This is a genomic window from uncultured Castellaniella sp. (genome assembly GCF_937988725.1).
Lineage (GTDB): Bacteria > Pseudomonadota > Gammaproteobacteria > Burkholderiales > Burkholderiaceae_B > Castellaniella.
On record NZ_CALKHS010000010.1, the window covers coordinates 825,626 to 845,952 of the forward strand.

21 protein-coding genes and 1 tRNA gene are annotated in these 20,327 nt (G+C 66.9%); 12 read left to right on the top strand and 10 right to left on the bottom strand.

Translation table 11 applies throughout. The features are described from left to right. Positions 1-18 precede the first annotated feature (18 nt). The 4 genes from adk to rpsT all read left to right on the top strand — a co-directional run bounded on the left by adk (position 19) and on the right by rpsT (position 3,475). Entirely contained in the window at positions 19-687 is a 669-nt protein-coding gene (adk, locus tag Q0263_RS14340; protein ID WP_298017540.1) for an adenylate kinase, read from the top strand. A 13-nt stretch (positions 688-700) separates the two neighbouring features. Beyond that, complete coding sequence (locus Q0263_RS14345; protein ID WP_298017541.1) at positions 701-1,459, top strand: 3-hydroxyacyl-CoA dehydrogenase; 759 nt, start codon at positions 701-703, stop codon at positions 1,457-1,459. A gap of 127 nt (positions 1,460-1,586) precedes the next feature. Further along, positions 1,587-3,143: a murein biosynthesis integral membrane protein MurJ gene (gene murJ, locus Q0263_RS14350; protein ID WP_298017544.1), complete on the top strand. Its 1,557-nt coding sequence runs from the start codon at positions 1,587-1,589 to the stop codon at positions 3,141-3,143. 68 nt (positions 3,144-3,211) lie between these two features. Then, positions 3,212-3,475 (top strand): 30S ribosomal protein S20, encoded by a 264-nt coding sequence (rpsT, locus tag Q0263_RS14355; RefSeq protein ID WP_298017547.1) that lies wholly within the window; start codon positions 3,212-3,214, stop codon positions 3,473-3,475. Between the two features lie 139 nt (positions 3,476-3,614). On the opposite strand, the gene argF is transcribed toward rpsT, so the two are convergent. Further along, the gene (gene argF / locus Q0263_RS14360; RefSeq protein WP_298017549.1) at positions 3,615-4,553 is read right to left on the bottom strand and encodes an ornithine carbamoyltransferase; all 939 of its coding nucleotides are present in this window, start codon (positions 4,551-4,553) and stop codon (positions 3,615-3,617) included. Between the two features lie 131 nt (positions 4,554-4,684). On the opposite strand from argF, the gene Q0263_RS14365 reads away from it, so the two are divergent. Next, the gene (locus Q0263_RS14365) at positions 4,685-4,999 is read left to right on the top strand and encodes a DUF3579 domain-containing protein (RefSeq protein ID WP_298017552.1); all 315 of its coding nucleotides are present in this window, start codon (positions 4,685-4,687) and stop codon (positions 4,997-4,999) included. Positions 5,000-5,175: 176 nt separating this feature from the next. Here Q0263_RS14365 and argG read toward each other — a convergent pair whose 3' ends face one another. Next, positions 5,176-6,519: an argininosuccinate synthase gene (argG, locus tag Q0263_RS14370; RefSeq protein WP_298017555.1), complete on the bottom strand. Its 1,344-nt coding sequence runs from the start codon at positions 6,517-6,519 to the stop codon at positions 5,176-5,178. Positions 6,520-6,732: 213 nt separating this feature from the next. Here argG and Q0263_RS14375 point away from each other — a divergent pair. Further along, positions 6,733-6,808: transfer RNA gene (locus tag Q0263_RS14375), tRNA-Ala, on the top strand. 96 nt (positions 6,809-6,904) lie between these two features. Here Q0263_RS14375 and Q0263_RS14380 read toward each other — a convergent pair. Both Q0263_RS14380 and Q0263_RS14385 read right to left on the bottom strand, forming a co-directional pair. Then, positions 6,905-7,294 (bottom strand): carboxymuconolactone decarboxylase family protein, encoded by a 390-nt coding sequence (locus Q0263_RS14380; protein ID WP_298019122.1) that lies wholly within the window; start codon positions 7,292-7,294, stop codon positions 6,905-6,907. Continuing rightward, positions 7,221-7,691 (bottom strand): MerR family transcriptional regulator, encoded by a 471-nt coding sequence (locus Q0263_RS14385; RefSeq protein WP_298017557.1) that lies wholly within the window; start codon positions 7,689-7,691, stop codon positions 7,221-7,223. Before Q0263_RS14385 ends, Q0263_RS14380 begins: the two co-directional genes overlap by 74 nt. Before the next feature lie 231 nt (positions 7,692-7,922). Between Q0263_RS14385 and Q0263_RS14390 the strand changes: the two genes are divergently transcribed. The 3 genes from Q0263_RS14390 to Q0263_RS14400 are packed head-to-tail and all read left to right on the top strand — an operon-like array spanning position 7,923 to position 10,247. Next, positions 7,923-8,696: a basic amino acid ABC transporter substrate-binding protein gene (locus Q0263_RS14390; RefSeq protein WP_298017560.1), complete on the top strand. Its 774-nt coding sequence runs from the start codon at positions 7,923-7,925 to the stop codon at positions 8,694-8,696. Positions 8,697-8,755: 59 nt separating this feature from the next. Then, on the top strand, positions 8,756-9,511 hold the full coding sequence (locus Q0263_RS14395) for an amino acid ABC transporter permease (RefSeq protein ID WP_298017562.1): 756 nt from the start codon (positions 8,756-8,758) through the stop codon (positions 9,509-9,511). Then, entirely contained in the window at positions 9,495-10,247 is a 753-nt protein-coding gene (locus Q0263_RS14400) for an amino acid ABC transporter ATP-binding protein (RefSeq protein WP_298017565.1), read from the top strand. Before Q0263_RS14395 ends, Q0263_RS14400 begins: the two co-directional genes overlap by 17 nt. 37 nt (positions 10,248-10,284) lie before the next feature. Here Q0263_RS14400 and Q0263_RS14405 read toward each other — a convergent pair whose 3' ends face one another. Beyond that, a complete protein-coding gene (locus Q0263_RS14405) occupies positions 10,285-11,679 on the bottom strand; it encodes an MATE family efflux transporter (protein WP_298017567.1) in 1,395 nt (464 codons plus the stop codon). Beyond that, the gene (locus Q0263_RS14410) at positions 11,676-12,257 is read right to left on the bottom strand and encodes a TMEM175 family protein (protein WP_298019125.1); all 582 of its coding nucleotides are present in this window, start codon (positions 12,255-12,257) and stop codon (positions 11,676-11,678) included. Before Q0263_RS14410 ends, Q0263_RS14405 begins: the two co-directional genes overlap by 4 nt. Positions 12,258-12,562: 305 nt before the next feature. On the opposite strand from Q0263_RS14410, the gene Q0263_RS14415 reads away from it, so the two are divergent. Then, the gene (locus Q0263_RS14415; protein WP_298017569.1) at positions 12,563-14,119 is read left to right on the top strand and encodes a methyl-accepting chemotaxis protein; all 1,557 of its coding nucleotides are present in this window, start codon (positions 12,563-12,565) and stop codon (positions 14,117-14,119) included. Positions 14,120-14,194: 75 nt separating this feature from the next. On the opposite strand, the gene Q0263_RS14420 is transcribed toward Q0263_RS14415, so the two are convergent. After that, on the bottom strand, positions 14,195-15,034 hold the full coding sequence (locus Q0263_RS14420; RefSeq protein ID WP_298017572.1) for a c-type cytochrome: 840 nt from the start codon (positions 15,032-15,034) through the stop codon (positions 14,195-14,197). A gap of 223 nt (positions 15,035-15,257) precedes the next feature. On the opposite strand from Q0263_RS14420, the gene Q0263_RS14425 reads away from it, so the two are divergent. After that, positions 15,258-17,315 carry a methyl-accepting chemotaxis protein gene (locus Q0263_RS14425; protein ID WP_298017574.1) on the top strand — a complete coding sequence of 686 codons (2,058 nt, stop codon included), beginning with the start codon at positions 15,258-15,260 and terminating at the stop codon, positions 17,313-17,315. A 117-nt stretch (positions 17,316-17,432) separates the two neighbouring features. Then, positions 17,433-18,434, top strand: a complete 1,002-nt coding sequence (locus Q0263_RS14430) for a PIG-L family deacetylase (protein WP_298017577.1) — start codon at positions 17,433-17,435, stop codon at positions 18,432-18,434. 53 nt (positions 18,435-18,487) lie between these two features. On the opposite strand, the gene trmD is transcribed toward Q0263_RS14430, so the two are convergent. The 3 genes from trmD to rpsP form a co-directional block, all read right to left on the bottom strand. Next, positions 18,488-19,294, bottom strand: coding sequence for a tRNA (guanosine(37)-N1)-methyltransferase TrmD (trmD, locus tag Q0263_RS14435; RefSeq protein WP_298019128.1), 807 nt, complete (start codon positions 19,292-19,294; stop codon positions 18,488-18,490). 65 nt (positions 19,295-19,359) lie between these two features. Next, positions 19,360-19,983, bottom strand: coding sequence for a ribosome maturation factor RimM (rimM, locus tag Q0263_RS14440; protein ID WP_298019131.1), 624 nt, complete (start codon positions 19,981-19,983; stop codon positions 19,360-19,362). Between the two features lie 20 nt (positions 19,984-20,003). Beyond that, on the bottom strand, positions 20,004-20,264 hold the full coding sequence (rpsP, locus tag Q0263_RS14445) for a 30S ribosomal protein S16 (RefSeq protein WP_298017580.1): 261 nt from the start codon (positions 20,262-20,264) through the stop codon (positions 20,004-20,006). Between the last annotated feature and the right edge of the window lie 63 nt (positions 20,265-20,327).

Sequence of the window (20,327 nt, forward strand, 5' to 3'; positions counted from 1 at the left end):
ATACTTTCGGAGGAAATCATGCGCTTGATTCTGCTAGGCCCCCCCGGGGCGGGCAAGGGTACCCAGGCCGCGTTCATCACGGAAACGTTCGGCATTCCGCAGATCTCGACCGGCGACATGCTGCGCGCGGCCGTCAAGGCGCAAACCCCGCTGGGGCTGGAAGCCAAGAAGATCATGGACAAGGGCGGCCTGGTGTCCGACGACATCATCATCGGCCTGGTGCGCGACCGCCTCACCCAGCCTGACTGCCAGAGCGGCTACCTGTTCGACGGCTTCCCGCGCACCATCCCGCAGGCCGACGCGCTGAAGAACGCGCAGGTCACGCTGGACTACGTGATCGAGATCAGCGTGCCCGAGGAAAACATCATCGAGCGCATGAGCGGACGGCGCGTGCACCCGGCCAGCGGCCGCACCTATCACGTCACCTTCAATCCGCCCAAGCGCGCGGGCCTGGACGACGAGACCGGCGAGCCGCTGATCCAGCGCGACGACGACCGCGAGGAAACCGTGCGCCACCGCCTGTCGGTCTACCGCGACCAGACCCGCCCGCTGGTGGACTACTACTCCCAGTGGGCCGCCACCGGCGACGCCCGCGCGCCGCACTACGCGAAGATCTCCGGCGTGGGTTCGGTGGACGAGATCCGCGAACGCATCCTGGGCATCCTGCGCGCCCATTCAGCCGCCTGAGCCAAAGACCGCCATGGACATCCGCGACCAAGTCATCCTCATCACCGGCGGGGCCTCCGGGCTGGGCGCCGGCACCGCCCGCGCCCTGGCGGCCCAGGGCGCCCGCATCGTGCTGGCCGACGTCCAGGACGAAGCCGGCCGGGCGCTGGCGGCCGAACTCGGCCAGACCTACGTGCATTGCGACGTCACCTCCGAATCCGACGCCCAGGCGGCCGTCGACGCCGCCACGGCGCAGGGCGCGCTTCGCGTCCTGGTCAATTGCGCGGGCATCGCGCCGGCCTCGCGCATCGTCGGCAAGACCGGCCCCCACGAACTCGCCCTGTTCCGCCGCGTCATCGACATCAATCTGGTGGGCTCCTTCAACATGGCGCGCCTGGCCGCCCAGGCCATGACCGCCAACGATCCGCAGGCGACCGGCGAACGCGGCGTCATCATCAATACGGCCTCGGTCGCCGCCTACGACGGCCAGATCGGGCAGTCCGCATACGCCGCGTCCAAGGCCGGCATCGTCGGCATGACCCTGGCCATCGCCCGCGACCTGTCCCGCGTGGGCGTGCGCTGCATGACCATCGCCCCGGGCATCTTCGGCACGCCGATGCTGTTCGGCATGCCCCAGGAAGTCCAGGATTCCCTGGCCGCCAGCGTGCCCTTCCCGTCCCGCCTCGGCCGCCCGGAAGACTACGCCAAGCTGGTCCTCGGCATTCTGGACAACGAGATGCTCAACGGCGAGACCATCCGCCTGGATGGCGCCATCCGGATGGCGCCGAAGTGATGTTGGCCCCCACGCTGCGCAGGCTCGCGCCCGCTTGCTGCCCCCCGAGGGGGCTCTTTTGCCTTGGGGCGGCCCGGCGGCAAAAGGCTCTCACATCACGCAGGCTCTGCCCGCCACCCGCTCTTCCATGAGCCTGTTGCGGTCGGCGGCCACGATCAGCGGCCTGACGCTGTTTTCCCGCGTGACCGGCATGCTGCGCGATGTGCTCATCGCCAGCGTGTACGGCGCCGGCCCCCTGACGGACGCCTTCTGGGTGGCCTTCCGCATCCCGAACCTGCTGCGCCGCCTGTTCGCCGAAGGGGCGTTTTCACAGGCCTTCGTGCCCATCCTGGGCGAGGTCCGCCAGCGCGGCGACCACGACACCCTGCGCCGCCTGCTGGATCGCGTCGCGCTGCTGCTGTTCGTCGCGCTGTGCGGCGTCACGCTGATCGGCATCCTGGGCGCCGCGTGGGTGGTCACCGCCATGGCCAGCGGCATGCGCACGGCCGCGCGCGCCCACGAATTCGGGGAAGCCATCTGGATGACCCGGCTGATGTTCCCCTACATCATCTGCATGTCGCTGGTGGCCTTCGCATCCGGCGTGCTGAACACCTTCAGCCGCTTCGCCGTGCCGGCCTTCACCCCGGTCCTGCTGAACCTGTCCATGATCGGCGCCAGCCTGCTGCTGGCCGACCGCATGGAAGAGCCCATCCACGCCCTGGCCGTCGGGGTGCTGGCGGGCGGCATCCTGCAACTGGCCGTCCAGTGGGTCGCCCTGGGCCGCCTGGGCCTGCTGCCGCGCTACGGCCAGGGGCTGCTGACCGCCTGGCGGGATCCCACCGTGCGCCGCATCCTGCGGCAGATGCTGCCAGCCACCCTGGGGGTGTCCGTGGCCCAGCTGTCGCTGCTCATCAACACCAACATCGCCACCTGGCTGGCGCCCGGCAGCGTTACCTGGCTGTCCTTCGCCGACCGCCTGATGGAATTCCCCACGGCCCTGCTGGGCGTGGCCCTGGGGACGGTCCTGCTGCCCAGCCTGTCGGCGGCTCACGCCCGCGACGACCACACCGCCTACAACGCCCTGCTGGACTGGGGGCTGCGGCTGGTGCTGCTGCTGGGCCTGCCGGCCGCGCTGGGCATGTCCCTGCTGGCCGACGGCCTGGTCGCCACGCTGTTCAATTACGGCGCCTTTTCCGCCACCGACGTGGCGCAGACCCAGCTGGCCGTCACCGCCTATGCCGCGGGCCTGCTGGGCCTGCTCGCCATCAAGATCCTGGCCCCGGGCTTCTATGCCAAGCAGGACATCCGCACGCCGGTGCGCATCGCCATCGCCGTGCTGGTGTTCACCCAGTTGATGAACCTGGTCCTGGTGCCCTGGCTGGCCCACGCGGGCCTGGCGCTGTCCATCGGGCTGGGCGCCAGCGCCAACGCGCTGTGCCTGGTGGTCCTGCTGCGGCGGCGCAAGCTGTACGCGCCATTGCCCGGCTGGCGGGGATTCACCCTGAAGCTGCTGCCCGCCTTGGGCGCCCTGGCCGCCGTGCTGGTCTGGGCGGACCGGCACCTGGACTGGGTGGCCCTGGGCGCCCATCCCGCCGCCCGGGTCGCCTGGCTGATGGGGGTCCTGGCGGCGGCGGCGCTGGCGTACTTCAGCACCTTGTTTTTATTCGGTTTTCGACCCAGAGACTTTACACGCCGACAGTCGTAGGATAAACTTACTGTCTTTGCTTTGCAGCACAAGCAACCGTTTCTATTTACGCGAACAGATAACACCTTATGGCCAATTCCGCACAAGCCCGTAAACGCGCCCGCCAGGCCGTTGCCCAGAACAAACACAACGCCAGCATGCGTTCGATGCTGCGCACCGCCATCAAGCGCGTGCGTCAGGCCATCGAATCGGGTGACCAGGCTGCCGCCAACGACGTTTTCCGCAAGGCCAGCAGCGTGATCGACCGCGTCGCCGACAAGCAGATCATCCACAAGAACAAGGCCGCCCGCCATAAAAGCCGCCTGTCGGCTGCGATCAAGGCCCTGGCCTGATCGACGAAACGCAGCTTGTACTGCAATGAAAAGGACGCCGATGGCGTCCTTTTTCTTTTGCCGGAAAGACCCCCAGGCCCTCAGGCCGCCCCGATTCGCCAGGCGCGGGGCGATCCATCGGACCGTCCCGCGCCCAGGCTCATTCCTGACGGCCCAGCAGCAGGAATTCCATCAAGGCCTTTTGCACGTGCAGGCGGTTCTCGGCCTCGTCCCAGACCACGCTTTGCGGGCCGTCGATGACTTCGCCCGTGACCTCTTCGCCGCGGTGGGCGGGCAGGCAGTGCATGAACACCGCGTCCGGCTGCGCCGCGGCCATCATCTGCGCATCCACGCACCAGTCGGCGAAGGCCAGGCGGCGGGCTTCGTTCTCGGTCTCGTAGCCCATGCTGGTCCAGACGTCGGTCGTGACCAGGTCAGCCCCCCGGCAGGCTTCCAGGGGATCGTCGAATTCGCGCAGCACGGATGCCGGCTGCTGGCCCACCCGCAAGGGGTCCAGGCGGTAGCCGGCCGGCGCCGAGACGTGCAGCGTGAAGCCCAGCAGTTCGGCGGCCTGCAGCCAGGTATAGGACATGTTGTTGGCATCCCCGATCCAGGCCACGGTCTTGCCCCGGATCGGCCCGCGATGCTCGACGAAGGTCAGGATGTCGGCCAGGATCTGGCAGGGGTGGAATTCGTTGGTCAGGCCATTGATGACCGGCACGCGCGAATGCGCGGCGAACCGCTCGATCCGGGTCTGCTCGAAGGTGCGGATCATCACCAGGTCCACCATGCGCGAAATGACGCGGGCGGTGTCTTCGATGGGTTCGGAGCGCCCCAGCTGCGAGCCTTCCGTGGTCAGGTAGATGACCGAGCCGCCCAGCTGATACATGCCGGCTTCGAACGACACCCGGGTGCGTGTGCTGGCCTTCTCGAACACCATGGCCAGATTGCGGTCGTGCAGCGTGTGATGCGGCTGGTAGCGCTTGAACTTGTCCTTGATCAGGCGCGCGCGTTCGATCACGTAGTGGATTTCGTCTTCCGAGAAATCACGCAACTGCAAAAAATGCCGCAAAGGTCCGGTGGGATTGGCTGCAGACATGGGAAACCTTATGCAAAGAGACCATATTACCGTGCCCCCGCAGGACGCGCAAAACGCTGATCGGATACAATGCGCGGCGTAGGGGATGTTGCGCACCCGGCCGCCAGGCGTGCCCCGTCTTTGGAACATACATGAACCACCCCGTCCAGCATTTGATCATCCACGGCAAAACCCTGGATGGCCAGCGATTCCGGCCCAGCGATTGGGCTGAACGCCTCGCCGGCGTGCTGTCCCAGTTTCGTCCCGCCGGATCCATCCACAACCCGCTGTCCTATTCCCCCTACGCCATGCCGCGCAGCATCGACGGCACCCCCTGTGTCGTGATCGACCAGCGCCTGCGCCAGCTGGAACCCCTGGCCTGGAAGTTCGCCTGCGATTTCGCCGACAGCAACCATCTGCAGACCACCGGCATCGCCGATCCCATCGAAGACGCGCCCGACGCCTGACCGGCGCCCGGCTCGGCCCCTCGGGGCGCATCCGCCGGCGGACCCGCATCGCGCTTCCGGTTCCCGCAGAAACGACAAAGGCCGCTGAAAGACGATTTCAGCGGCCTTTGTTCATCCGGCTGCATTCGTGAAGCGGCGGACAGGCCCGAAGGGGGCCGCCCGCGCCCCGGAAGGGCTTACTGCTTGCCGGTATCTTGGCGGATCTGGGGAATGTCGGACTGGCCGGTTTTCGCCAGCAGCCCCACCTGCGTGTAGGTGAACAGCTTCTCGCGCGTGTCGACGATGTCCAGGTTGCGCATCGTCAGCTGGCCGATGCGGTCCAGCGGCGAGAACATCGATTCGCCCTTCTCCATGGTCAGGCGGTCGGGATGATAGGTCAGATTGGGCGACCGGGTGTCCAGGATCGAATAGTCGTTGCCCCGGCGCAGTTCCAGCGCGACCTCGCCGGTGACGGCCCGCGCCACCCAGCGCTGCGCCGTTTCACGCAGCATGATGGCCTGCGGATCGAACCAGCGGCCCTGGTACAGCAGGCGGCCCAGTCGCAGGCCGTTGATGCGGTACTGCTCGATGGTGTCTTCGTTGTGGATGCCCGTGACTAGGCGCTCGTAGGCGATGTGCAGCAGGGCCATGCCCGGAGCCTCGTAGATGCCGCGGCTCTTGGCTTCGATGATGCGATTCTCGATCTGGTCGCTCATGCCCAGGCCATGGCGCCCGCCGATGCGGTTGGCTTCCAGCATCAGCTCGACGGCGTCGCTGTATTCCACCCCGTTCAGCGCCACCGGATGGCCTTCCTCGAAGCGCACGGTGATCTCTTCCGCCTTCACGTCGACTTCGGGCTTCCAGAACGCCACCCCCATGATGGGATCGACGATGCGGATGCCGGAATCCAGGTGCTCCAGGTCCTTGGCCTCGTGGGTGGCGCCCAGCATGTTCGAGTCCGTGGAATAGGCTTTCTCGGCCGACATCTTGTAGTCGAAGCCGTTTTCCTGCAGGTACTGGGACATTTCCGCCCGGCCGCCCAGTTCATCGATGAACAGCTGGTCCAGCCAGGGCTTGTAGATCTTCAGGTCCGGGTTGGTCAGCAGGCCGTATCGGTAGAAGCGCTCGATGTCGTTGCCCTTGAAGGTGCTGCCGTCGCCCCAGATATGCACCTCGTCCTCGCGCATGGCGGACACCAGCATGGTGCCGGTGACGGCGCGGCCGATCGGCGTCGTGTTGAAATACGTGACCCCGCCCGTGGAGATGTGGAAGGCATTGCACTGCAGCGCCGCGATGCCTTCGGCCACCAGTTGGGCGCGGCAATCCACCAGCCGGGCGCCCTTCGCGCCGTAGCGCAGGGCCTTGCGGGGGATCTCGTCGTAATCCGGCTCGTCGGGCTGCCCCAGGTTGGCCGTGTAGGCAAACGGGATCGCACCCTTGTTCTTCATCCACAGCAACGCGGCGCTGGTATCCAGGCCGCCGGAAAAGGCGATGCCGACCTTCTGCCCGACCGGCAGGTTCTCTAGAATGGTTGTGCTCATGGGGATCCGAATTAGCCAGAGTGAAAGACAAACTTCCATTATATCGTCGCGAAGGCCGGACCCCGCGACCGCCCGGCCCCCTTCCCCGCCGCCTGAACGGCGATCCGTCCTTCTCCGATGCCGTCCGGGCAGCAGATCCGTGACGGTTGCGCCGAACGGATCGGATCGGGGGCGATGCAAGACGGCATTTCTATGCTAGAATTGCCGTCTTTCGGGGACGTAGCTCAGCTGGGAGAGCGTCGCGTTCGCAATGCGAAGGTCGGGAGTTCGATCCTCCTCGTCTCCACCAGATATCCCAACCGCCTGATTCGTCAGGCGGTTTTTTTTGCGGGCCCCCTGCCCCGGCCCCGCGATGCGGAGGCCGGAACCACGGAACGCGGACTGGTTACGCCGACGCGTTCCGGGCAAAGACCTCCTTGGCGGCGGCCAAGCCGTTGAGCGCGGCGGGAAAGCCCGCGTAGACCGCCATCTGCATGATGATTTCGACGAGCTCCGTCCGGCTCACGCCCACATTGAGGGCGCCCTGGATGTGCACCTTGAGTTGCGGGGCGGCATTGCCCAGCGCGGTCAGCGCGGCAACCACGGCGATCTCCCGGCTTCTCAGATCCAGGCCGGGCCGGGAATAAATGTCCCCGAACGGAAACTCGATCAGATAGCGCGCGAAGTCCGGGGCGATGCCGCCCAGGCTTTCCAGCACCTGTTCACCGGCCTGGCCGTCTATTTCCTGTAGTTTGGCGAGTCCGCGCTCGTAGCGATCCTGAGTGTTCATCAGCATGTCCTTCATTGGAAAACGAGTCCGACGCCAGGGATTGCTCGACCGAGCGGTAATGCTCGATCTTGGCCTGCAGAGCAGCCGCGGATTGCCGCATCGCCTCGATGTCCGAAAGCACTTCCACCAAGTGTTCTTCCAGCATTCGGCGACGATCCGGCACCGTCGAGTCCCCGACGCCACGTAATGTCGCGAACGCCTGCATCTTGCCCACAGGCATGCGCGTCGTTCGCAACCGCAGCAGGAATTCGATCCAGGCCACGTCCGAAGCCGCATAGCGACGCTGCCCTCCGGGCGCGCGGCCGATCGGGTCGATCAGGCCGATACGCTCGTAATAGCGCAGCGTGTGTGCCGTCAGGCCCGTGCGCCGGGCGACTTCATCAATGGTCAGGCGGGATTCCATGACAGGATCCTAAAAGTTAGAGCGCACTCCAAGTCAAGCACTTTATGCCTGTCCGATCGGCCCCGCAAATTCGCCACGCCCCAGGCCGCCAGGCGGGCGCGCCTGCGGCCAGCATCCGACGGCGCCGCGGCGCGCCGGTCGGCCCTGCTAAAATCCGTCCGTACTTTTCCGACACCGTCGCGCCGGCCCTCCGACAAGACGTCCCCTCCCTCCGGATGGAGACCCATCACCATGCTCAAGCAATTCGCAACCGCTTTCCTGCTGGCGGCAGCCTTCGCCGCCCCCCACGCCCATGCGGCGGAAGAGCCCACCTACACCGTGGGTTCGGGGGCGACCTACCGGCCTTTCGAATACGAGAACCCGCAGCGCGAGATCGTCGGCTTCGACATCGACGTCATCAAGGCCATCGGCGCCGCCGAGCACTTCAAGGTCAAGGTCATCAACACGCCCTGGGAAGGCATCTTCGCCACGCTCGAACACGGCGACCGCGACATGATCATGTCGGGCATCACCATCACCGACCAGCGCCGCAAGGTCGTGGATTTCTCCCACCCGTATTTTCCCGCGGAACAGATCATCGTGGCGCCCTCGGACTCCAAGATCGACAGCCTGGCGAGCCTGAAATCGCTGAAGGTCGGCGTGGTGGCGTCCAGCACGGGCGACATCTCCGTGTCCGGCGTGCTGGGCAAGACCAACCCGTCCATCAAGCGCTTCGACAGCACGCCGCTCATGCTCGAAGACCTGTCCGGCGGCGGCGTGGATGCGGCCGTCGGCGACGTCGGCGTGATCAAGTTCTACGTCAAAAGCCACCCCGACAAGCACTTCAAGCTGGTCAAGGACGCCTCGTTCAAGCAGCAATACTTCGGGATCGCCGTGAAGAAGGGCAACCAGGACCTGCTGGACAAGATCAATGCCGGACTGGCCAAGATCGTCGCGGACGGCACGTATGCCAAGATCTACGCGAACTGGTTCGACAGCGATGTCCCGACCTTGCCCGCTCAATGATCGGGCGGCTGGCCGACGCGCCGGATTCGTCCGGCACTAGCACCTGAGGGACGGGGGACATGATGTTCGGCTTCCAATGGGGCATGATCGACGAGTACCTTCCGCTTTTCGTGGAAGGGACCCTGATGACGCTCAAATGCACGGTGATCTGCGTGATCGCCGGCACCTTCCTGGGCCTGCTGCTGGGAGTGGGACGGCTGGCCGAGGCCCGTCACGGCTTCTGGAAGTATTTCCTGCGCTTCGGCGTGCGCCTGCCGGTCCGGTTCTACGTCAGCTTCTTCCGGGGCACGCCGCTGTTCGTGCAGATCCTGCTGATCCACTTCGCCCTGATGCCCACGCTGATCAACCCCAGCGACGGCCTCATCATCAGCGGCGAACTGGCCCGCGAGATCCGCTCCAACTACGGGGCGTTCGTGTCGGCCGTGCTGGCCATCTCGCTCAACGCGGGGGCGTACGTCTCGGAAATCTTCCGCGCCGGCATCCAGTCGGTAGACCAAGGCCAGGGAGAAGCCGCGCGGTCGCTGGGCATGAGCTATTTCAAGACGCTGCGCAAGGTGGTGCTGCCGCAGGCGTTCAGGCGCATGCTGCCGCCGCTGGGCAACAACGCGATCGCCATCGTCAAGGATTCATCGCTGGCGTCGGCCATCGGCCTGGCCGAACTGGCCTACGCGGCACGCACGGTTTCCGGCGCCTATGCCCGGTACTGGGAACCGTACCTGACGATTTCGGCCATTTACTGGGTCATCACGCTGCTGATGTCCGCTTTCGTTCAGCATCTGGAAACGAGGTACGGCAAGGGTGATACACGTCAGTAATCTGCAGAAGCACTTCGGCGGTGCTCATATCCTGAAAGGCCTGAGCTGCGACATCGCGGACAACGAGGTCGTCTGCGTGATCGGTCCCTCGGGATCGGGCAAGAGCACCTTCCTGCGCTGCCTCAACGGCCTCGAAGAAGTATCGGGAGGGGAAGTCGTGGTCAACGGCTTCAAGGTGCACGACCCCAAGGCGGACCTGAACCGCCTGCGCGCGAGCGTCGGCATGGTCTTCCAGCGCTTCAATCTCTTCCCGCACATGTCGGTGCTGGAAAACCTGATCATGGCGCCCATGGAAGTCGGCGGCCTGCGCCGAGCCCAGGCGGTGGCGAAGGCCGAAGCCCTGCTTCGCCGGGTGGGGCTGCTCGACAAGATCGACGCCTACCCGAACCAGCTCTCGGGCGGACAGCAGCAGCGGGTGGCCATCGCCCGGGCGCTGGCCATGGAACCCAAAGTCATGCTCTTCGACGAGCCGACCTCGGCGCTGGACCCAGAGCTGGTCGGCGAAGTCCTGGAGGTCATGCAATCGCTGGCGCACGACGGCATGACCATGGTGGTGGTGACCCACGAAATGGCATTCGCGCGCGAGGTGTCCGACCGAGTGTTCTTCATCGACCAGGGGGTCGTCGCCGAAGAAGGGCCGCCGTCCCGGATCTTCACGGAACCCAGCAACGAGCGGACCCGCGCCTTTCTGCACAAGGTCCTCCATCCGACCGGGGATAAGCCGCGGGCCGCGTGACGGCGCCCTCGGGGCTCCGAAGGCATCACGTGTCCTGTCACGGCGGAAAGCGCCGCAGCACGCGGCCATACCACGCGAACAGCGACGCGGCCGTCGCCGCCAGGCCGGCCATGGTCATGATCCACATGGTCGCCGCGCCTGCCGGAGCGCCGGGCGACAGCCACCGCGCGACGGGCGCGAGCGCGCCCGCGGCGGGGCCGTAGGCAAGCCACCAGCCGCCCAGCAGCCCGATGCCGATGAGCGCGACGGTCTGTATCAGCATGGGCGCCATCGCGACCTTGTAAGCCCGCAGGACGTAGGCGCTGACGCAATGCATGGCATCGCAGAAATGCGCCCACGGAGCGATGTGCAGCAGCGCCAGCGCCAGGGCCGCCACCTGCGCCTCGTCCGTATAGGCGCGCACGATCCAGGGACGCGCGACCGCCAGGATCAGGCCCGTCAGCAGCGCACACAGGACCACCATCAGGATGCCGCAACGTCCGGCCCGGCGGGCCAGGGCATGATCGGCGCCGCCCACGGCCCGCGCCGTCAGCGACGCCGTCGACAGGCTCAGCGACATGGGCAGCATGTAGCACAGGGTGATCAGATTGCCCAGGATCTGCTGCGCGCCGCTGGCATACAGGCCGTCGCGCGCGATGAGCAGCGTCATGAAGCTGAATGCGCAGATTTCGATCAGATAGGATCCGCCCATGGGCAGCCCCAGGCGCAGAAGCTCCTTCTGGTCCGCCCAGCGCGGCCGGCCCAGCCGAAGCTTCAGCATGCGAAAGGCGGTCCGGTGGCGGATCATCCACAGGCCCGCGGCCAGCACGATCCAGCTGGTCAGCAGGGTGGCGACGCCGGCGCCCACGGCCCCCATGGCGGGCAGCCCCCACCCGCCGAAAATGAACCAGGCATTGAACAGCAGCTTGAACAGGATGCTGCCCAGATTGATGGCCATGACTTCCCGGGTGTGGGAAATGGCGGCGCCGGTCGCATAGATGGTGCGAAACACCAGCGCGGCGGGCAGCGCGCCGGCCAGCGCCATCAGATAGCCGGCGACGCGCTGGTGGACCCGGGGCTCGACCTGGCCCGAGAGCAGCAGCCAGAGGTCGGGGAAAAGCAGGCTGGCGGACCCGAGGGCCGACAGGCCGAGGGCCAGCCAGATGCCCTGCCCCCAGATGCGCCCGGCTTCGGCGTGGCGCTGCGCGCCGACCTGCTGGGCGACGATGGGTATGAGCGCATGCACCACCCCCATCAGGCCGATGAAGACGGTCACGTAGACGGAAGCGCCCAGCGCCATGGCCTGGAGATCGGCGGCGCTGGCGTGCCCCACCATGACCGTGCCCATGACGGCGAATACGGTGGATGCCCAGGCCGTGACGAGAATGGGCCAGGCCTGCTGCAGGATGGCGCGCCAAAGCGGGGCGGACGCTTTGACTGGAACCGTGGTCATCGCTGCCGCATCACCGCCCGCTCGAACCTGCGGTCCGGAATGAACCAGATCGCCGCCACGATGGCATACAGGACGCAGGACCAGTAGGGCCGCCAGGACACCACCGCCAACGCGACGAGATAAAGAGCCGTCGAAATCTTGCCCTTGACGTCATGCCCCACGGCTTTGGCCAGCGCCGAATCCCGCCCGTTGCACAGCACGATTTCACGCTGCAGCAGGAAGAAGCCGCCCGCCGCCATCAGGAGCACGAAGCCATACAGGGCAGCCGGCACAGCGGCGAATTCCGTTTCGCTCAGCCATGCCGTGGCAAAGGGAATCAGCGTCATCCAGAACAGCCAGTACAGGTTCGCCCAGAGAACGCGCCCCCGGATGCCTTCCGTCACCCGCATGAGGTGGTGATGATTGTTCCAGTAGATGCCGATGTAGATGAAACTCAGGATGTAGCTCAGGGCCACCGGCCACTGGGCCGCCAGCGCCCGCCATTGCGGCGCATGCGGCGGCTTGAGTTCCAGCACCATGATGGTCAGCGCGACGGCCATCACGCCGTCCGTGAAGGCCTCCAGGCGGGCCGAATCCATGCGATGCGCGGGTGTCGCCATCATCGTCCTTCGCGGGCGTCCGGGTTCCGGCAAATCGAGTTCATGACAGCCTCTCCGATCACGGCCGCGCATGCTGCGCGGCGAACAAAACCGCATTCGTCCCCGCACCCGGCGGCGGCGGACACGGGCGGCGGTCCGCCAGTATCCTGCAGTTCGACGCCTTCGGCAATCGATTCATGCCGACTGGCGCATCGGCGCACTTTCAAGTTGGCGAAACGTATCTTTTAAGACAGAATGTTTGAGATATCCACCAACACCCCCATCCGGACACAGGGACTCTTCTCATGCGCACGCTGAAAATCGCCACCCGCCTGACTCTCGGTTTCAGCCTGATCATCCTGCTCCTGCTGATCACGGCCTGCATCAGCATCTGGCGCATGCAGGGCAGCAGCACCCTGACGGCCGACATCACCGACGGCCTGCTGAAGACCGAGCGGCTGATCGCGGAATGGGAAAAGAACACCGCCATGAACGCTTTGCGCACCACGACGGTGTCCAGGACGGACAACGCCGAACTGAGCGGCATGATCAAGAAAGACATGACGGCCACCAGCGCGAAGATCTCCGCGCTGCAAAAACAGGTCGACGCCAGTATCCGCGATCCGGAGGCCCGCAAGCTCTTCGACGTCGTGCAGAAGAAGCGCGCGGAATACACCGGCGCCCGGGCCGCGGCCATCAAGGCCCAGGAATCCGGGAACCAGGCCGCCGCCCGGCAGTTCTACGACCACGACATGGCCGACTACCTCAGCGCCTACGTCGGCAGCGTCAGCGATCTGCTGGCCTACCAGAAGGAACTGATCGACCGCAATACCCGGGACCTCCACGCCAGCAACCGCGCCGGCATGCTGCTGGTGGCCATCGCCACCCTGGCGGCCCTGCTGCTGGGGCTGCTGTTCGCCTGGCAGGTCACCCGTTCCATCACCGGGCCGCTGCGCGCCACCGTGGCGCTCGCCAGATCCGTCGCCGACCGCGACCTCAGCCGGCAGATCCGGCCCCAGGGCAAGGACGAGATCACGGCGCTGGAACAGGCGCTGGACCAGATGTCGCAAGGCCTGAAACATACCGTCGGCGAACTGCGCAACGGCGCCACGTCCATCGCCACCGCCGCGGCCCAGATCACCTCCGGCAATCTGGATCTGTCCTCGCGCACGGAAGAACAGGCCAGCTCCCTGACCGAAACGGCCGCCACGATGGAGGAGATCACCGCCACCGTGCGCCAGAACGCCGACAACGCCCAGCAAGCCAACAGTCTCGCGGCGTCCGCCAAGCAGACGGCGACCGCCGGGGGCGCCCTGGTGACCGAACTGGTCAACACCATGGGTTCCATCCACACGCAATCGCAACAGATCGTGGACATCATCGGCGTGATCGATTCCATCGCCTTCCAGACCAACATTCTGGCCCTGAACGCCGCCGTGGAAGCCGCCCGCGCCGGCGAGCAGGGCCGGGGCTTCGCCGTGGTGGCGGCCGAAGTCCGGGCGCTCGCCCAGCGATCGGCTGGCGCAGCCAAGGAAATCAAGGATCTGATCGACACCTCGGTGGCCGCCATCGACAGCGGCAATCAGCAGGCCAGCAACGCGGGGGCTTCCATGCAGGACATCGTGGACGCCATCCGCCGCGTGACCGACATCATGAATGAAATCAGCGCCGCCAACCGCGAACAGACCAGCGGCATCGAAGAAATCAACACGGCCATCACCCAGATGGACGACGTCACCCGCCAGAATGCCAGTCTGGTCGAAGAATCCGCGGCGGCCGCCGCCAGCCTGCAGCAGCAGGCCGACACGCTGGCCGATCTTGTCGCCACCTTCAGGCTGAGCGCGGCGCCCTCCCCGGCCTGATGCCGGACGCCGTCATCCGCCTCGCGTCCGCCGGGGCGCCCGGAACCCGGGCCGGAGCAAGGCTGCGCGCAGACCTTACTTCCGGTCCGCGAAAGGCTGCGGCTTGAGCGCCCTCAGGTAGGCGATCAGCGCGCTCATGTCCGGGCCGCTGATGTTCTTGTACCAGCCGAAGGCCATGATGGGCTGCAGGCGGGCGCCATGCTTGTCGACGCCTTCGCGGATGGCGCGTTCGATCTGCGCATCCGTCCAGGTCTTGAGCCCGCTCGGGTCCGGGGTCAGGTTGGGAGTGACCACGTCGCCCGCGGGGCCCTTCAGCGTCTGGCCGCCCGCGCCCAGGTGATTCATGAGCAGCATGCCCTTGTCGTTGCGGGGGGTATGGCAGTCCATGCAGTGCCCGATATTGGCCAGATACTCGCCGTACTTCAGGGTGTCGGTCGCGGCGGGCGTCTCCACCCCGGCGACGGGGGGGCCGTAGCTGGACGGCAAAGGCATGCGATAGACCGATTTCTCGACGACGTGGCGGACGGGCGGCTGAGCCTTCAGATAAGCGATGATGGCGGCTAGATCGGCATCGGACAGGTTCCGGTAGAACGCAATGGGCATCGGGGGCCCGATCAGGCTGCCGTCGGGCCGGATGCCTTCGCGGATGGCCTTGCCCAGCTGGGCATCCGTCCATTTGCCGACCCCCGTTTCGGGATCGGGCGTGATGTTCGCCGCATAGGCCTTGAAGGCCGCATCGTCGAACAGCATGCCGCCCGACAGGCCCTGATCGAACAGCGGCCGGCCTTGGGCGCTGCGCGCGATGTGGCAGTTGGCGCAAGCGACGACGCCCTCGGCCAGGTAGGCGCCGCGCGCCATCAACGCGTCGTCCTGCGCCCAGGCCGGAGCGCCGGAAAGCACGAGTACCAGATACACGGCGGATCTCGACAATGCCCACATGATTGATACTCGAAGTAAGTAATTTTTACGGTTGATCAGTATAGGCTTGTCCTTGCGAACGTCAATGGTCTTTCGCACAACGCCCTCTTCTTGATCTGCAACAACGCCGCCGCCTCCCGAGTCCCGTACGATGGCTGCGCCGATTCGCCCCGAGCGTCGGAACGAACCCGCCCCCAGCCACTCACATCCCGGAGCCAGGATGACGACGTCCCCCGCCTCGACCACGGCCTTCAGGCCCAGCCTGATCGACGCCTGCCTGAACCGCCTGCGCCTATGGCAGAAATTCGCCCTGCTCGCCGCCATCGGAGTCGTGCTGGTCGCTCTGCCATCGCTGCTCTATCTGAACGAGTCAGGCCGCATCATCCGCGCTTCCGAATGGGAAACCCAGGGCCTGACGCCCCTGCGCCAGAACCTGAAAGTCCTGCAACTGGCCCAGCAGCACCGCGGGCTCTCCGCGCTTGCCCTGAACGGCGACGCCGCCGCCCAGGGCAAGCGCCTGGCCAAGCAGGACGAAACCGACGAGGCGATGGACGCCCTGGACCGGACCCTGCATCAGGACGGCGTCCGGGATCCCGCCCTGGCCTCGTCCTGGAGGGACATCCAGGACGCCTGGAAGCACATCAAAACCCAGCTGCGCCAGGGCCGCCTGTCGGCCGGCGACAGCTTCGCGGCGCACACCGGACTGAACTCCCGGTTGCTGCGCCTGGAATCCCTGTTGCTGCAGCACCACGGCCTGCGCTTCGATCCCGACGCCCAGGGCTACTACCTGATCAACGCCGCACTGGATCAGGCGCCCATGCTGACCGAACTCTTCGGGCAGACGCGGGCCCTGGGCGCGGGGCTGCTGACCCGGCGGGCGGCCACGCCCGAAGAGCGCATCGAAATCCGCGTGCTGCTGGAGCGGGCGCAGGAACATCACGACAGCCTGACGCGCGCGCTGGACAGCGCCGCCAGCCTGGATCCGGGCCTGAAGGATGCCCTGGAGAGCGCCGGCGCAAGCGCGCTGAATGCCGCCGGCAAAGCCATCGCCCTGGCCCGCAACGAGCTGATCCAGGCCCGGTCGCTGGATTTCCCGGCGGGCGACTATTTCACCGCATTCACCGCCGCCGTGGACACCCAGTTCCAGCTGAACGAAGTCGCCCTGACGCAACTGGAGCAACTGCTGGACGCCCGCGTCCGGAGCCAGGTCCGGACCCGTTATCTGCTGGGCGGCGGCATCCTGCTGCTCTGCCTGATCGCCGCCTGGGTCAACTGGCTGATCACGCGATCGCTGCTGCGGCAGCTGGGCGGCGAGCCCGATTACGCGGCGTCCATCCTGCGGCGCATCGCCGCCGGCGATCTGGCCGTGCCGATCCGCCTGCACCCCCGCGACCGATCCAGCCTGCTGTTCGCCATGCACGACATGCGCACGCAACTCGCGACCATCGTCGGCAATGTGCGCGGCGGCGCCGACGCCATCGCCACGGCTTCGGCCCAGATCTCGGCGGGCAATCTGGACCTGTCCGCCCGCACCGAACAGCAGGCCAGTTCCCTGACCGAGACGGCCGCCACCACCGAGCAGATCACCGCCACCGTGCGCCAGAACGCCGACAACGCCCAACAGGCAAACCGTCTGGCGGAGAGCGCAGCCCGGACGGCCGGCGATGGCGGCGTCCTGGTCGCGCAACTGGTGGATACCATGCAGGACATCAACCGGCGCTCCGCCCAGGTGGCCGACATCGTCGGCGTGATCGATTCGATTGCCTTCCAGACCAACATCCTGGCCCTGAATGCAGCCGTGGAAGCCGCGCGCGCCGGCGAGCTGGGCCGGGGATTCGCCGTGGTGGCCGCCGAAGTCCGCGCCCTGGCGCAGCGCAGCGCGGCCGCCGCCAAGGAAATCAAGCATCTGATCGAGACATCGGTCCAGGCCACGGCTCGGGGCAATGAACAGGCGGCGCTCGCCGGAGCCACGATGCGGGACATCGTCGCGGGCATTCAGCAGGTCACGGACATCATGGGGGAAATCAGCGGGGCCAGCCGCGAACAGGCGACCGGCATCGAGGAAATCAACACTGCCGTCACCCGGATGGACGACTCCACCCGCCAGAACGCCGGCCTGGTGGAGGAATCCGTGGCGGCCGCGGCCAGCCTGCGGGATCAGGCCGACACCCTGGCGAGGATGGTCGCGGTGTTCCAGCTGGAGAACGACGAGCCGCCTGCGCGGCGGGCTCCCGAGCGCCGGCCCGCGCCGCTGGGTTTTCAGGCCGGGGCCGCCTGAGCGGGCGCGCCGTGTGGCGCCGCCCCCACAGCTGACGGGATGCTGAGCGTAGCCGCGCCACGCCCCGTCCGGCGAGCGTAGAATAACGACGCCATCAATTTGACATTTTCTTTCCAGATGAAAGCAAATGGTCCCCGCCGGCGGGCCTTCCTGTCCGTCTGCCTCGGGCTCTACCTGTTCGCCGGTCTGTTCGCCAGCCAGGCCGTTCCGGCCGCCCCGGCCCCGACGACGCCGGGCGTCGCCATGCCGGGCGGCGCGACGCCGCTGCCCGAGTGCTGGCGCGGCACCGTCCTGGCCTTCGTCGCCCACACCGACGATGATCTGCTCTTCATGAATCCCGACCAGGCCGACGCCATCCGCCAGGGACAATGCATGCGCGTGGTGTACTTCACGGCGGGCGACCGCGGCGAAGGCCAGCCCTACCTGCAGGCCCGCGAGCGCGGCATCATGGCGGCCTATGCCCGGATGGCCAGGGCCGCGAATCACTGGCGCGACGATGGCTGGTCCGTGGGCGGGCGCACGGTGCTGCGGCATACGCTGATCGGATCCTCCCGGATACAGCTGATCATGCTGCGCATCCCCGACCCCTGGCTGGGCCCGGGCTGGGGCAGCCTGACGCCCCTGAGCCGCATGGAATCCGTGCCGAACACGGGCGTACAGGCCTATGCGCCTTACCCGGAACGCTATACCCGGGAAAGCCTCGTGACCTGGATCGCCAGCCTGATCCAGGCCGTCCAGCCCACCACCGTCCGCCTGATGGACGCTTCCATCGCCACGCCCTATACCCAGCTCTGCTGGCGCTGCCGGGGACATGACCACCCGGACCACATCGCCGGGGCCAAGCTGGTCCGGGAAGCCATGCTGCTGGCCCCCGGGACCTACCTGGCCCAGGCCTATCTGGGCTATCCCAGTCAGGAACAGCCGGCCAACCTGAGCGCCACCGAACGGGCGTTCAAGACCGGGACTTTCCTGCGCTATATGGTCGACGATCCGCGCTACTGCCGGCCGCACGCCCCCTGCTCCCGCACCAACGGGCCCGCAAGCGCCTGGGTCGAGCGGCAATACCGGATCGGACCCGACGGCGCGCCGCTGGCGCCCGTGCAACAGGCCCGTCAATAATTCCGGTTCCCCGGCATGGAAAAAAGCCGGGAACACCAGCCTCAGGCGGCGGATTACCGGCCGGGGCCCGCCTTGTCATCCGCAGCGAGCGCCGCGGCCGCCGCCAACGCCGCCTCGTCCTGGGGGCTCAGGTCGCCGGCCTTGCGGGCCTGATCGAGCAGGTCCGGCCGCCGGACGGCGGTCAGGGCCAGGGATTGCCGGCGTCTCCAGGCGGAGATCCGGGCATGGTGGCCGGACAACAGCGTCTCGGGCACCGCGGCGCCGTCCCAGACTTCCGGACGGGTGTAGTGCGGACTGTCGAGCAGGCCGCTCAGTGCCGGATTGAAGGAATCCTGTTCCGCCGATTCGGCATCGTGCAGAACCCCCGGCAGCAGGCGCACGACGCTGTCGATCAGCACCATGGCGCCCAGTTCGCCGCCCGACAGCACGAAGTCGCCCAGCGACACCTCCTGATCGACATAGCGGTCGATGAAGCGCTGATCGATGCCTTCGTAGCGCCCGCATACCAGAATCGCGCCCGTGCCGCCGGCCCACCGGCGGGCCAGACCCTGGCCGTGCACCTGTCCGGCCGGGGACAGCAGCACCACCGGCGCGGGCCGGTCCGGCGCATCCGCCTCCGCCTGCCGGCGCGCATCGCGGACGGCCCGCACCGCCTGCGCCAGCGGTTCCGCCATCATGACCATGCCCGGCCCGCCGCCGAACGGCCGGTCATCCACCGTGCGGTGGACGTCGTGGGTGAAGTCGCGGGGATTCCAGGCATGCAGCGACCACAGGCCGCGCAGATGCGCCCGCCCGCTGACGCCATGGTCGCGGACGGCGGCGAACATCTCGGGAAACAGCGTAATCAGATCAAAGCGCATCACAGGAAAACGCGGCCGGGAAGACCGCGCACGAGAACAGGCGGGAACCGGCGGCGGCGCGGTTCCTAGAAATCGGCGGGCCAGTCGCTGTCGATGCGGCGATTCGGCAGATCGACCCGATGCACGTGGGCCGCCACGAAAGGCACCAGGACCTGGACCGGACGGCCCTTGGCATCCTGGCGGACCTGGAAGACGCGCGCGTCGTCGCAGGCGCCGCAGTCGACCTGCAGGACGGCATGGGCGCCATTGTCCAGCACCTGGCCCACCCGTCCCAGCAGCACGGAGGCGCCGGATTCGGACTGGCCGTAGAAATCGCAGCCGATCAGGTCTACCCAGTAGTATTCATCATCCTCGGCGGCGGGAAACGCCGCGCGCGGCACCCAGAGGGTGAAGGCCCGCAGGGATTCCGCGGCGTCCCGGTCCCCCACCCCGGCCAATTGGGCCACCAGGAACTGCCCCCCCTGCCGGCGGCAGGCCTGCACGGCCATGCCGCGCAGACGCGACAAAGCGCCGGGTTCCAGAACGGAATCCGGCGCTTTCAGCCACCAGACTGGCGCATTCAGCAGCGCTTCGGCCTGCGGGGAATAAGGCTGGATTTTCAGCCAGCCGCGCACCCCGTGAGCCATCGCCACCCGGCCGACTTCGACCAGGTCATCGGGGACGGCATCATCCGGGCGGGTATCCACCATCACGGGCCGGGCCGCCTGAATCAGGCGGCGGCGGCGACTTTGGCGGAGTATTCCTTGACCAGGCGATCCACCGTGCCGGACAGCTGGGCGCCGTTGGACACCCAGTGCTGGACGCGATCCAGGGCGAGGCGCAGGTTTTCCTGCCCTTCATTGGCGACGGGGTTGTAGAAACCCACGCGCTCGATGAAACGGCCATCGCGGCGATTGCGCGAATCGGCAGCAACGACATTGTAGAAGGGACGCTTCTTCGAGCCGCCGCGGGCCAGACGAATCACAACCATTGATAATCCTTTGATAAACCGGTGTAAAACACGAAATTCTAGCATCAGGCATCCTGGTTCCGC